The organism is Streptomyces hebeiensis, assembly GCF_052983195.1.
Window position 1 is genome coordinate 1,625,698 of the sequence record NZ_CM129812.1, and the last position, 13,309, is coordinate 1,639,006.

Annotated in this window: 9 protein-coding genes; 4 read left to right on the top strand and 5 right to left on the bottom strand. The window is 70.5% G+C overall.

From position 1 onward, the window contains the following. Positions 1–480: 480 nt before the first annotated feature. Positions 481–2,025 (bottom strand): aldehyde dehydrogenase (NADP(+)), encoded by a 1,545-nt coding sequence (locus ACU6P3_RS07050; RefSeq protein WP_447196377.1) that lies wholly within the window; start codon positions 2,023–2,025, stop codon positions 481–483. 228 nt (positions 2,026–2,253) lie between these two features. Between ACU6P3_RS07050 and ACU6P3_RS07055 the strand changes: the two genes are divergently transcribed. From ACU6P3_RS07055 to ACU6P3_RS07070, 4 genes are all read left to right on the top strand, one after another. Beyond that, positions 2,254–3,024 (top strand): IclR family transcriptional regulator, encoded by a 771-nt coding sequence (locus tag ACU6P3_RS07055; RefSeq protein ID WP_344273766.1) that lies wholly within the window; start codon positions 2,254–2,256, stop codon positions 3,022–3,024. Between the two features lie 112 nt (positions 3,025–3,136). Next, on the top strand, positions 3,137–4,585 hold the full coding sequence (locus tag ACU6P3_RS07060; RefSeq protein WP_447196378.1) for a peptidoglycan D,D-transpeptidase FtsI family protein: 1,449 nt from the start codon (positions 3,137–3,139) through the stop codon (positions 4,583–4,585). Between the two features lie 463 nt (positions 4,586–5,048). Further along, the gene (locus ACU6P3_RS07065) at positions 5,049–5,792 is read left to right on the top strand and encodes a response regulator transcription factor (protein WP_447196379.1); all 744 of its coding nucleotides are present in this window, start codon (positions 5,049–5,051) and stop codon (positions 5,790–5,792) included. Positions 5,793–5,929: 137 nt separating this feature from the next. Then, positions 5,930–6,286 (top strand): DoxX family protein, encoded by a 357-nt coding sequence (locus tag ACU6P3_RS07070; protein WP_447196380.1) that lies wholly within the window; start codon positions 5,930–5,932, stop codon positions 6,284–6,286. 134 nt (positions 6,287–6,420) lie between these two features. Here ACU6P3_RS07070 and ACU6P3_RS07075 read toward each other — a convergent pair whose 3' ends face one another. The 4 genes from ACU6P3_RS07075 to ACU6P3_RS07090 all read right to left on the bottom strand — a co-directional run bounded on the left by ACU6P3_RS07075 (position 6,421) and on the right by ACU6P3_RS07090 (position 12,960). Further along, positions 6,421–8,613, bottom strand: coding sequence for an MMPL family transporter (locus ACU6P3_RS07075; protein WP_447196381.1), 2,193 nt, complete (start codon positions 8,611–8,613; stop codon positions 6,421–6,423). A 137-nt stretch (positions 8,614–8,750) separates the two neighbouring features. After that, on the bottom strand, positions 8,751–10,388 hold the full coding sequence (locus ACU6P3_RS07080; RefSeq protein WP_447196382.1) for an acyl-CoA dehydrogenase family protein: 1,638 nt from the start codon (positions 10,386–10,388) through the stop codon (positions 8,751–8,753). A gap of 380 nt (positions 10,389–10,768) precedes the next feature. Beyond that, positions 10,769–11,953: a hypothetical protein gene (locus ACU6P3_RS07085; RefSeq protein ID WP_447196383.1), complete on the bottom strand. Its 1,185-nt coding sequence runs from the start codon at positions 11,951–11,953 to the stop codon at positions 10,769–10,771. After that, entirely contained in the window at positions 11,950–12,960 is a 1,011-nt protein-coding gene (locus ACU6P3_RS07090; RefSeq protein ID WP_447196384.1) for a 5-dehydro-4-deoxyglucarate dehydratase, read from the bottom strand. Before ACU6P3_RS07090 ends, ACU6P3_RS07085 begins: the two co-directional genes overlap by 4 nt. Positions 12,961–13,309 lie beyond the last annotated feature (349 nt).

A 13,309-nucleotide genomic window follows, 5' to 3' on the forward strand; every position in this document is an offset into this window, starting at 1 on the left:
GCCTCCCGGATCCTCCGCGGGTCCTTCATGGGTATGCCGCTGGTCGCTCGTCGTCGGGCCGGCCGGTGCGCGATACGCCCCGATCGACACGAAACACCCTCGGCACGACATTAAGCCCCCGCCCGGGACGGCGCCCCCTTCCCCAGGGGTGCCGGCCGAGGTGCACGCGGCCGACCGGAGACACGGTCCGTGAGGCGGTCGAGGACGGATCGGGCGGGACCGTGTCCGGGAGGCCGATCGAGGCGGGGCGGACGAGGGCGGCCCGCCACGCGTACGACGCACTGCCCCCTCCGGGCCGTACGACCGGAGGGGGCAGGCGGTTCGGCGGCGGCCCGTCGACGGCCCGCGTCGGTCAGGGCCGGGGGCGTGAGGAATCCGGGACCGTGAGGACCGGGGCCGGGGCCGGGGCCGCGAGGACCGGGGCCGGGGCCGCGAGGACCGGGGCCGCCAGGTCCGTCCGTCGGCGTCGGGGCCGCGGCGTCAGTTCTCCCGGCGGCCGTCGACCCGGCGCGGCAGGCCCAGAGGGTTGTCGTCGCGCAGTTCCGGCGGGAGCAGGGCCTCCGGCGTGGACTGGTACGAGACCGGGCGCAGCCAGCGCTCGATCGCCGTGGCGCCGACCGAGGTGGAGGTGGACGTCGTCGCCGGGTACGGCCCGCCGTGGTGCTGGGCGGGTGCGACGGCGACGCCGGTCGGCCAGCCGTTGACCAGGACCCGGCCCGCGAGCGGGGTGACCTCGGCGAGCAGGCCGGCCGCGCCGGAGGCGGCGTCGGCGTCGCCGCCGTCCGTCTCCGCGTCGGCGAGGTGGAGCGTGGCCGTCAGGTTGCCCGGCAGGCGCGAGAGCACGGCGCTGATCTCCTCGGCCGAGGAGTAGCGGGCCACGACGGCCACCGGTCCGAAGCACTCCTCCAGCAGCAGGTCGTGCGGGCCCTCCTGGGTGAGCAGTTCGGCCGGCAGGGTCAGGAAGCCCGCGTTGACGGTGTGCTCGCCGTCCGCGCCCGGGGTGACGGGGGCCTCGACCCCGGGCAGCTCGGCCCGTTCCCGTACCCCCGCGGCGAAGGCGTCGCGCATCCGGTGGTCGAGCATGACGCCCGGGCCGGTCTCGCTGAGCGTCGCCGTCAGGGACTTGACCAGCGCGTCGCCCGCCTCACCGGTCGGGGCCAGGACGAAGCCGGGCTTGGTGCAGAACTGGCCGACTCCCATGGACATCGAGCCCGCCAGCCCGGCGCCGATCTGCTCGGCGCGCTCGGCGGCGGCGGCCTCGGTGATCACGACCGGGTTGAGGGAGCCCAGCTCGCCGTGGAAGGGAATGGGGGTGGGCCGAGCGGCCGCCGCGTCGTAGAGTGCCCGTCCGCCGCGTACGGAACCGGTGAAGCCGGCCGCTGCCACCAGCGGGTGCTTGACCAGTTCGACGCCCGCCTCGAAGCCGTGCACCACGTTCACCACGTCCGCCGGCAGGCCGGCCTCGACGGCGGCCCGGCGCAGCAGGGAGGCGCACAGTTCGGAGGTGGCGGGGTGGTCCGGGTGGGCCTTGACGACGACGGGGCAGCCGGCCGCGAAGGCGCTGGCGGTGTCGCCGCCGGGGACGGAGAAGGCGAGCGGGAAGTTGCTCGCCGCGTAGACGGCGACCACCCCGAGCGGCAGCTTCATCCGGCGCAGGTCGGGCCAGGGCGGGGTGCGGCCGGCATCGGCGTGGTCGATGTGGATGTCGAGGAAGGCGCCCTCGTCGACGACCTCGGCGAAGGCCCTGAGCTGGGCTGTCGTACGGGCGAGCTCGCCGGTGAGGCGGGCGGCGCCGAGGGCGGTCTCCGCGTCCGCGGCCGCGATGACCTCGTCGCCCGACGCGTCGAGCACATCGGCCGCCGTACGGAGCAGGGCGGCGCGGGCGGAACGGTCGGCGAGCGCCGCGCGAGCGGCGTGCGCGGCGCGCACCGCGCGGTCGATGTCGGCGGCCGTCGCCTCGGCCGCCACCTGCTCGCGCTGCTTCCCCGTGCGGGGGTCGACACTCCAGACTGGTACAGCTGCCACCGCGGCTTCCTTCCCGGCATACGGCCTGACGTACGCACGCCCGACGTACGGGCGTACCCACCGAGCCCCCGGGCCGGGGCGTGGAACCGGAGCGTCGCGATCCGGTGCCGCCCTCCGGAGGCGTTCGGTATTCTGAACAAGATTCTCGATAGTGAATCTGTAGGGACTCTATTTCCGCGCGTTCTGTGTGGTCAAGAGTGGTCAAGTGGGCGAGAAGAGGCGAGGGCGATGTCGGCTGCGGAAACCGGTGGGGCGCAGGTCAAGTCCGCGGTACGGACGGTTGAACTGCTCGAGTACTTCGCGGGGCGACCCGGCATGCACTCGTTGGCCGCGGTCCAGGAGGCGGTCGGTTACCCCAAGTCCAGCCTGTACATGCTGCTGCGCACGCTGGTCGAGCTGGGCTGGGTGGAGACGGACGCCACGGGCACGCGGTACGGCATCGGTGTCCGCGCCCTCCTCGTCGGCACCTCGTACATCGACGGTGACGAGGTCGTCGCCGTCGCCCGTCCCACGCTGGACCGGCTCGCCGACGACACCAGCGAGACCATCCACCTCGCCCGCCTCGACGGCACGAACATCGTCTACCTCGCCACCCGCCAGTCACAGCACTACCTGCGGCCGTTCACGCGGGTCGGCCGGCGGCTGCCCGCGCACTCCACGTCGCTCGGCAAGGCGCTGCTCGCGACGTACAGCGACGAGCAGGTGCGCAAGATGCTCCCGGAGACCCTGCCCGCGCTGACGGAGCACACCCTCACCGACCGGGAGAAGCTGATCGAGGAGCTGCGTTCGATCCGTGAACAGGGCATCGCCGTGGACCGCGAGGAGAACACGCTGGGGCTGCGCTGCTTCGGCGTCGCGATTTCCTACCGGACGCCGGCGCGGGACGCGATCAGCTGCTCGGTGCCGGTGGCGCGGCTCACCCCGGGCCACGAACAGATGATCAAGGACGCGCTGTTCGACGCGCGTGACCGCCTGACGCTCGCGACGCGCCGGCTCTGACGGCTCCGGCCGACGACGTACGGGGCGGGGCTTCCTCCCGCCGGGATGAAGAGTTCCTTAAGAAGCCGTTCGAGGGGAACGACGCTTTCGTCCCGTCCGTCCTCTCACCGGGATGAACAAGACGATCAGACACACAGCCGTCATATGTCTGCTCCTGGTGCTCGCCCTGCTGCTCCGGGCGAGCTGGGTACAGACGTACGAGGCCAAGGCGCTCGCGGACAACCCGGACAACCGGCGGAAGGTCATGGCGCGGTACGCGCAGCCGCTGGGCGACATCATCGTGGCCGGTTCACCGGTCACGGGTTCCCGGAAGACGCATGGCGGTGACCTCGCGTACGCGCGCACCTACACGGACGGCGGCCTGTACGCGCCCGTCACGGGGTACAGCTCGCAGGCGTACGGCTCCACACAGCTGGAAGGCATCTACGCGGATGTACTCGACGGCACGGACCCCCGGCTGAAGAACCCGCTCTCCGCGCTCACCGGCGAGAAGGCCGAACCCGGCGATGTCCTGACGACGATCGACCCCGCCGTGCAGAAGGCCGGATACCGTGCGCTGGGCGGCAAGAAGGGCGCGGCCGTGGCGCTCGACCCGTCGACCGGCCGGGTCCTCGGGGTGGTCAGCACCCCGTCGTACGACCCCTCGCGCATCAGCGGGACGACGGACGGCGCCGCCTGGCGGCAGCTGACCGGGGCGGCGGGCAAACCGATGACCAACCGGGCGCTGCGGCAGCCGCTCCCGCCGGGTTCGACCTTCAAACTGGTCGTCGCCGCGGCGGCGCTGGAGGACGGGCTGTACGGCTCGGTGGACGAGGCGACCGACAGCCCGGACCCGTACACCCTGCCCGGCACGTCGCGGCCCCTGGGCAACGAGAACGCCTCGGCCCCCTGCGAGAACGCCTCGATCCGCACCGCCCTGCGCTACTCCTGCAACACCGTCTTCGCGAAGATGGCCGTTCGGCTCGGGCAGGACAAGGTGCGGGCCATGGCGGAGAAGTTCGGCTTCGACGACACCGAACAGGACATGCCGGTGCGGGCGTCGCCGAGCGTGTACCCGTCGGGCATGGACGACGCGCAGACGGCGCTGTCGGGCATCGGCCAGTTCGACGTGACCGCGACACCGCTCCAGATGGCCATGGTCTCCGCCGCGCTGGCCCATGACGGTCTGCTCGCCGCGCCGCACATGGTCTCCAAGGTGGTGAACGCGAAGGGCGACACCCTGGAGGCCCACCCGGACGGGGACACCAGGCGGATCGTCTCCGCCACCACGGCCGAGCAGTTGCGGAGCGCCATGGTCACGGTCGTGACGGACGGTACGGGCTCGAACGCCCGGATCGACGGGGCCGAGGTGGGAGGCAAGACGGGCACCGCGCAGCACGGCGTGGACAACAGCGGCACGCCGTACGCCTGGTTCACCTCGTACGCGAAGGACTCCGCCACGGGCAGGGAGGTGGCCGTCGCGGTCATGGTCGAGGACTCGGACGCCGCGAGGTCGGAGGTCAGCGGCAATGGCCTGGCGGCACCGATCGCACGGCAGATGATGGCGGCGGCACTGGCGTGAGGACGCTCGGTGAGGACTGCCGAGGACGCTCGTGGGGACTGCCGTGAGGGCCGTGCCGGGACTGGCGCGGAGGCGACACGCTTCACCCGCCGACGCCCCCCAACCCGGTCGAATTCGGTCAATGAAGCGCCATTAACCAACATAATCCCTTCTCTTTTCTCCTCTGATAAGCAATGCGTGATCGATGGGTGCCACCATCGGCCGCATTAACACAGCGATCCCCTTCTCTCGCTTCTTTTACCGCGTCGAGGGACACCCGTCGCGTTATCCACAGACGTGACCGGGTCGACGCACAGCGGACGTCCCCGCTGATTACAATGCGGAAGTCCACGTCTCGCGCCTACGCCCCGCACACACAGGCCCGACGCGAGGCAGGCACGCGGGGATGCCGACGAACAAAGGAACGGGGATCTTGCCGAAGGAAGATTTACTGCGCCCGGCCGCAGCGAAAATCAGAACGATCATGTACGACCCCAATCATCTCAGCCTGACGGGACTGTCTTCCATCCTTCAGGAAGAAGCGACCATTCATGTATCGGGCCGCTTCTCCACCGTGGAGAGCTTTATGGAGGCGACAGCCCGCTCCACCGCGAACGTGGCCCTCGTCTGTATCGACAATCTCCCGGCCCCGGGTATCCAGGAGATCATCGGCGGACTGAGCGCACGGAACGGGAGCCGCGCTCCGCATGTGGCGGCGATGTCCATGTCGGCGACGGAAGCGGCGCACCTGGAGGCGCTGAAGGCCGGCGCCCGGGGCGTGATCCTCAAGAGTTACCCGACCCGCCGGCTGGTGCACGCGATCACGACCGTGGCGGACGGCGGGATCGTCCTGCCCCACGCGACGGCGCGGATCCTGTTGGAACGCTTCTCCCCGGAGCGGACGAACCCGTTCGGTGAGAAGGAGAGCGGAGAACTCGGCCTCACCACCCGGCAGCGGGACGTACTGGCACTGGTGGCCCGTGGACTGTCGAACAGCGAGATCGCCCAGTCCCTGTGCCTGAGCCCGTCGACGGTCAAGACTCATGTGTCCGCCATGCTCCGCAGTCTTGACCTGCGGGACAGGACACAACTCGTCGTCTACGCACACCGCTTCTCGGAAGCCAAGCGGGTCCGAGCGGTCCCACCGGCACCGGCGGTGGTGCCAACGGTCCCGGCAGTCTCGACGGTCCCGGCAGTCCCGGCCACCGAGTCGATGGGACGGCGCTGACGGCGACCGCCGTACCGCGCGCGTACGCGGTACGGCGGTCGCCGTCGCACCGGGAAGCCCGCGAGTTTCACCGAGGGCGGGATGTACCACGGCATACGATGCCCGGGGCCGACACCCGGAGCACCTGGAGGATGCCGATGCGGACCGCGCTGATCGTGCTCTCGTCAGTCCTTGGTCTCCTGTTCGTCGTGACGGGTGGGGTCAAGGTGCTGAGGGTCCGCCAGTCGTTGCGGGTCCGCGAGCGCCTCGGCGTCTCGCCCCGGTTGTGGCCGGTGATCGGTTGCCTCGAAGCCGCGGGCGGTGCCGGGCTGTTGCTGGGTATCGCGGCTCCGGCCCTCGGCCTGGCCGCTTCCCTCGGTCTCGCCGCGCTGATGACCGGGGCGGTCGCCGCACGGCTGAGGTCCCGTGAGCCGGCGTCGGCGGTCGTGCTCGACGTCACGGTCTTCGCACTTGTCGCCATGCCCCTGGTCCTCCACGCCACCACCGGATCCTGACGGACGGGTTCTCGATTGCTCCTGAGCTGTCGTAACTCTCGTACTCCTGAGCTCCCGAACTCCTGCGTGAAAGTCCCTGCCCGCCCTCTCCGGTCTGTGCTCCGGGCGAGGGCGCCCGAGCAGCACCCACCCGCTCACACCACGGATCCGTGCGTCACGTCGGCCGTGCCCGTCCGCTGCTCGCCCACCCGTGCGGCCGGGGCATCGTTCTCCCTGATGCCGTACTTCGCGTAGAACCGGCGGAGCGGACCCGGCGCCCACCAGTTGGCCCCTCCGAGGATCTTCATGGTGGCCGGCACCAACACCATCCGCACCAGCGTGGCGTCCACGAAGATCGCGACAGTCATACCGATACCGATGAGCTTCAGGAAGCTCACTCCCCCGGTGGTGAAGGCCGCCACCACGACAATCAGCAGGAGCGCCGCCGAGGTGATGATTCCTCCCGTGCGCTGCAGCCCGACCACCACCGACCTGGTGTTGTCCCCGCTCTCGTCCCACTCCTCGCGAACCCGGGAGAGCAGGAACACCTCGTAGTCGGTGGCCAGTCCGAAGAGCAGCACAAGGATCAGGACGAGGTTGCTGGCCTCCACCGGCCGTTCGGTGAATCCCAGGATTCCCGCCAGATGGCCGTCCTGAAAGCTCCACACGACGGCCCCGAACGCGGCCCCGATCGACACCAGATTCATCAGCACGGCCTTGATCGGCATCAGCACCGACCCGAACGCGAAGAACAGCATCACCAGGGTCACCCCGACCACGACCAGCGCGAGCCAGGGCAGCCCGTCGGCGATGACCTCCATCTGATCGTTGACCTGGGCCGCCAGACCTGAGACATGGAGGGTGACGCCGTCCGGCGCGGCCAGTCCGGTCAGGTCCTCGGCCAGTTCCCGGGTGCCGGGGCCCTGTTCTCCGTCCGAGGACCTGACCTGGAGCAGCGTCGCGTCCGCGTGGGCCACGACCGGCGTCACCGACACCACATGGTCCATGTCCTGGACCGTGGTGCCGACGGCTCGCGCCGCGTCCCGGCCGCCGCCGTCCACCATCAGCAGCAGCGTCCCGTCGGAGCCTCCGGGGAACTCCTCCTTCAGCCGCTCGGAGACGACCCGGCTCTCCGTTCCCACCGGAAGCACCCGCTCGTCCACGGTCTCGAACGTGGCGTGCAGGAACGGTGCCGCGGCCACGGTCAGCACGGCCAGCACACCGACCAGATACGCGACCGGCCTGCGCATCACGGCGGATCCGACACGGCCCCAGACGCCGTGTTCGTCACCGTCCGGCGCGGTGCGCCGCGCGCCGAGGCGGCCGGGCATCCGCAGGGCGTCGACGCGCTTGCCGAGGACGGCCAGTACGGCCGGCAGGACGACCAGCGCGCTGACGACCGCGACGCCGATCGCCGCGCCGCCGCCCAGGGCGATGCCGTGCAGGAAGGGCAGTGGAATGATCAACAGGCCGCTCAGGGCCAGCAGCACCGTCGAGCCGGACACCAGGACGGTCCGCCCGGCGGTGGACATGGTGCGGACGATCGCGGTCCGCTCGTCCGCACCCGCCCTCATCTCCTCGCGGAACCTGCTGATGATGAACAGCGAATAGTCGATCGCGAGACCGAGCCCGATGATCGTGATCACATTGATGGCGAACACGGACACATCGAGTGCGTACGTCAGCAGCCTGGTGATCACAAAACCACCGAGGACCGCCAGAACACCGATCACCAGCGGCATGCAGGCGGCGACCACGCCTCCGAAGATGATCAGCATGAGGATCGTGAGGACCGGGGTCGCGATGATCTCGGCGGTGAGCAGGCCCTCTTCGGTCTTCTCGTTGAATTCGGCGAGTGCCGCCTCCCGGCCGCCGACGAGCGTGGTCGTGTCCGGAACCGGGAGAGCCCGTTTGACCTTCTCGTACTGATCGGTACGCGTCTTCTCGTCGGTGCCGGTCAGGCTGATGGTGGCGAAGGTGGACTGCCCGTCCTCCGACACGAAGGCGGGCGCCTTGGTCGTGAAGTAGGAACGCACCTCGGCGACTTCGGGCCGGTCCGCCAGCTCGGTCAGTGTGTGGGACACCCGCCGGGTGAACTCCGGGTCGGCCACGGTGCCTCGGCCGGCCGCCGCGTAGAGCACCACCACATCGGCGCTCTGGCGGCCGAACTCCTGCTCGATTCGGTGATCGGCCTGGGCACTCGGGCCGTTTGTGGGGTAGAAGCCGCCGTCACTCAGCGAGTCGACGGCCCGCGTCCCCCAGACCGCGCCGAAGGCAACGACCCCGATGGCCAGGGCGATCACCAGCCAGCGCATGCGGACGACCAACTCGCCCAGTCGTGCGAACATCTAGCGGTCCCTTTCCAGTGACAAGCACACCGCGTCGTCCTGGCAAGCGTGTCGCCAGGACGACGGTCGTGCTCCGGTGAACCGGCGCCGGATCACATCAGCGCCGGTAAGTCGTGCCCGTACGCCCAGCCGGTGACTCAGCGCCGGGTCAGGAGTCCGTCGAGCTCCCGGTCCTCGCCGGCCAGACTCTGCTGGACATCTCCGATGGCCGTCTCATAGGCGGCGATCTGCTCGGAGAGGAAGGCCGCGTCGAACACCCCGTACTGCCGCTTGCCGTCCCGGGCCCTGTGCACCCGGTCGGCCAGCTGCCGTTCGGTCCAGAAGGCGGTGTACTGGTCGAGCTCCGTACCGGTGGACCGGGCCGTGTGCTCCGTCATGGCGGCCAGCATCCCCCAGCAGGCCAGCTCGCCCGTGATGTTCGCCAGGATGTGCCTGTTGCGGCGCGCGGTCCGCGTCACCTTGTCCGAGGCCGGCAGCCCGGCCATGAGGTCGACATACGTAGTGCCGAGCAGGTCAAGGGTCGATCGAGCCCCGTACCGGTCGCCGATCAGCTCGGCCAGTTGCCGCGGATCCTTGGCGATCACGGATCCCATGTAGACGGTGAGAGTCTCGGTGGCACCTTCGAAAATCCGCAGCAACCGGATGTCCCGGAAGAGCTTCCCCACGACGTTCGTGTCCAGGTAGCCACGGGCGCCGAGGAGTTGGACGGACCAGTCGGCGACCCGGAAGGCCAGCTCGGTCGAGAGGATCTTGCAGGCGGAGAAGAGTTCCGCCGGCACCTCGCGCCCCGCGTCCAGTTCCTCGGCAACCTGTCCGACCAGGATCTCCACGGCGCGGGTGGCCGCCAGGCACTCGCTGAGAATCTGCTGCGCGCGCCCGTTGTCGAGGAGCTTGCCCGTGGCCACGCTCCGGCGCGCAGCGAATCGGGCGGAGAGTTGCAGGCAGCGCTTCATCACGCCGACGCAGGCGCCGCCCAGCATGCCGCGCCCTCCGTAGAACGCGCTCTGCGCGACCGCCATCCCCTGTCCCTCCTCCCCCAGCAGCGCGTCCGCCGGGAGCCGGAGGTCCTTGATGTCGATCCTGTTCTGCGGAAAGCCCCGCATGCCGAGCGTCACGGCCTCCGCGCCGGGCACGAATCCGGTGCTGCGGCCTTCCACGAGAAAGGCGGAGAGGCCTTTGGCCCGGCCGTTCTCATCGGTCGTCTTCGTCAGGAGATTCACATGGCCGGCCCAGGATCCGAGGCTGATCCAGCATTTGGCGCCGTTCACCACATAGCCGCCGGGCACCGATGTCGCGGTGGTGGAAATCCCCTGCACGTTCGATCCGACGTCGGGCTCGCTGGCCGCGAGCGTGGCCAGGCTCGTCCCCCGTGCCAACTGGGGCAGGACATCGGCCTTCACCCGCTGGTCGGCGAAGGAACGAACCGGGGTCACACCGATCGCGTTGTGCACTCCCACTATCAACGCCAGGTTGGTGTCCATGACGGCGGCCTGCGAGAGCACGCGATAGGTGTCGGCGTGGGTGAGTTCCTGACCGCCGTACTTCCGCTCGATCTGGAGCCCGAACAGACCGGCCTTTCCCAGATCCAGGATCGCTCCCGGAGTCACACAGCGCCGGTCGTCCATCAGCGACGAGTTGACCCTTTCATCGGCGTACTGCCGGATGAACGAGATAAGACCGTCGGCGCGCGCCTCGCTTCCCGAGGATTCATTCTTCGCTTCGCAACCGGTCACGTCGAGTAAATCGGCAGGCAGGAGTGCCTGGTCAATGGACATGCGTTTCCCCCGTGCTCAGGTTCGTCGACCCTCTGTCATCCGTCGCAATCGACGCCTCGAACCTAACAGCCGGGCAGGAAAGGCATCTTCCCCCGCCGGATCGAATTTCTGCTTCATCCCACAGCCGAACGGCTCATCCCGGCGCAGGACCCAACTCAACCACGGGACTACTACCTCAGCGCTAATTCATCTGCTGATCGCCCGTGAGCAGACTCTTCGATCACCCTGACCGCTCAGCACCACTCATGCGCGCGAGGGTCCTTGTCCTCCCCGTGGCTCCGTTGCTCGACGCGGCGACGTTCGCGCCGGCGGCCGGAGTTTTCGCGCTGACACTCGTGCGCTCGTCGTGGTCTCACCGGGCCCGTGCCCACTCCGCCGTGTCAGCCGGTGACCGCTCCCGCCAGCTGCGCCGCGACCGCCGCCAGGTCCCCGTCCGAGGCCAGCCCGGCGTGGTACAGGCGCAGCTCCGTCGCGCCCAGTTCCCTCGCCCGCGCCGCGTCACGGGCGAGGGACGAGGGAGCGCCGCCCATGCCGCCGACGACGTTGAAGTTGGCGGCCAGGACGGAGGAATCCGTGCGGCGATCGGCGAACGGCGGCAGGACCGTGTCCGCCGCGCCGCCGGTGCACGGCAGTACGACGCCGTCCGCCACCCCGAGGATGTGCGCCGGGTCGACGCCCGCGTTGGCTCCGGTGCGGTACGGCGCCGGGTCGGCGTGCAGCAGCACCTGGAAGCCGGGCCCCGCGGCCGCCCGCACCGCCGCGACCGCCGACTCCTGGAAGGCGCGCGCGACCTGGGAGCGCCAGTCGAGGGTCAGCGCCGCCCGGTCCGCGCCCAGCAGCTTCTCGACGGCGCCCCAGCCGCTTGCCGAGGAGCCGCCGGCCCGCCATACGGGCTCCAGCCCCCGCGTCACGGAGGCGGCCAGTTCGTCCGGGTCGGCGCCGAGGCCCGCGTATCCCTCCCGGCAGGCGGAACAGAAGCACAGCGACATCAGGTACTGCGCCGCGTCCCCGAGGGCGACCCCGGCGGTCTTGTCATGAGCGTGCAGGTGGGCGAAGCCGTACCAGCCGCAGGATTCCAGCTCGGTGCCGCGCGCCCCGGGCCGTACGGCGGCCTCGGCCGCCAACTCCACCAGGTAGGCGGCGACGGCGGGGCGCGCGATGCAGGGGGCCCAGGGGTAGCGGTCGCCGTACGCGTTGACGACGGAGGTCTCGGGGTGCTCGGCGCCGAGCCGGGAACTGTGCGCCAGGATCACCCAGCTGTGTACGTCGAGACCCGCGGCCGCGAGCTCGGCCGCCGCCTCGCCGTAGGCGTCTCCAGGCGCCCAGTCGCCCGCCGGGTAGGGGCGCGGCTCGCGTCCCGCCCAGCGGCCGGCGTCCGGCGGGTACAGAACGGCCGCGTGTTCGGCGGTGACGACGCGGTGGCGCGGATGGCGCGGGGTCAGCGCCCGGGTGGAGTGGTAGGCGGCGGCGAGGGTGACCTGCCGGACGCCGAGGTCCACGATCCGGGCGGCGGCGCCGGGGTCACCGATGATGTCCCAGGGGTAGAGGAAGACGGATGTCCTCACGCGCTCTCCTGCCTTTCCGTCGCGCGGTTCTCCTCCGCGCGGTTCCCGTCCGCGCCGCTTCCCGTCGCGCGGCCGGCCACCAGGGCCCGGCCGCGCTCGATGATGCCGACGAGCTCCTCCAGGTGCGCGGCGGCAGGCTCGGTCAGGGGCGTCCGTACCTCCCCCACGTCGAGCCCGCGCAGCCGGACACCGGCCTTGACGAGCGAGACGGCGTATCCGTGTCCCTTGGCGCGCAGTTCGACCAGGGGACGGTAGAAACCGTCCAGCAGGCGGTCGACGGTCGCGTCGTCGCCGGTGGTCAGGGCCCGGTGGAAAGCACCGGCGATCTCCGGCGCGAAGCAGAAGACGGCGGAGGAGTAGAGCGTGATGCCGATGCCCCGGTAGGCGAGGCCGGTGAGTTCGGCGGTGGGAAGACCGTTGAAGAAGAGGAAGTCGCGGCCGGGCAGTTCGGTGCGCACGGCGCTGACGATGCGCTGGATCAGTTCCAGGTCACCGCACCCGTCCTTGAGCCCCACGATGTTCTCCACCCGGGCGAGTTCGACCACGGTCTCGGGGGTGAAGACCACGTTGTCGCGCTGGTAGACGATCACGTCGAGGGTGGTGGCGGCGGCCAGCGCGGCGTAGTGGCGTGACAGTCCCTCCTGCCCCGCGCGAACGAGATAGGGCGGGAGGGCGAGGAGCCCGTCGGCGCCGGCCTCCTCGGCGATCCGCGCGTACTGGACCGCCAGGGCCGTGCCGTAACCCGCGCCCGCCACGACGGGCACCCGACCCGCGGTCTCCTCCACGGCGGCGGCCACACAGGCGCCGAACTCCTCCTGGGTCAGGGCGTGGAACTCGCCCGTACCGCAGCAGGCGAAGACCGCGGCGGCGCCCGCGTCCACGCCTTGGCGGACGTGCGCGCGGAAGGCGTCCAGGTCGAGGCCGCCGTCAGGGCCGTACGCGGTGACGGGGAAGAACAGCGGACCGGCCGCACCACTGAGGCGGGTGACGAGCGGGGCTGAGGTCACGGGGGTGCTCCCTTGGCCTGGTACCGGGCAGTGAGCGGCCGGCACCCGGCGCTCGTGCGCGGCCGCGACGCGTGCACAGCCACGAGGTCGTGCACAGCTATGATCGGCGTCTGTATTTCTGAACAACGTCACGCTAAGGGAGCACTGGTTCACCGTCAACACCGCGCACCTCTTGACGCTCCATCGCCGCAGTCCTTAGCGTGTCCGCGCTTGTGAATCATGTCCACGCACATGCGCCTGCCCCAGGACATGAAGGACGAGGACACGAGCCGACCCGCGCCGCAGCCGGCCCGGTCGGCACCGCGACACCGCGACACCGCGACACCGCCGATCAGCACCGCCACACCGC

Coding starts and splice junctions, on each gene's coding strand:
- ACU6P3_RS07065 (WP_447196379.1), top strand. CDS start 5,049: ATGTACGACCCCAATCATCTCAGCCTGACGGGACTGTCTTCCATCCTT.
- ACU6P3_RS07070 (WP_447196380.1), top strand. CDS start 5,930: ATGCGGACCGCGCTGATCGTGCTCTCGTCAGTCCTTGGTCTCCTGTTC.
- ACU6P3_RS07060 (WP_447196378.1), top strand. CDS start 3,137: ATGAACAAGACGATCAGACACACAGCCGTCATATGTCTGCTCCTGGTG.
- ACU6P3_RS07055 (WP_344273766.1), top strand. CDS start 2,254: ATGTCGGCTGCGGAAACCGGTGGGGCGCAGGTCAAGTCCGCGGTACGG.
- ACU6P3_RS07080 (WP_447196382.1), bottom strand. CDS start 10,388: ATGTCCATTGACCAGGCACTCCTGCCTGCCGATTTACTCGACGTGACC.
- ACU6P3_RS07075 (WP_447196381.1), bottom strand. CDS start 8,613: ATGTTCGCACGACTGGGCGAGTTGGTCGTCCGCATGCGCTGGCTGGTG.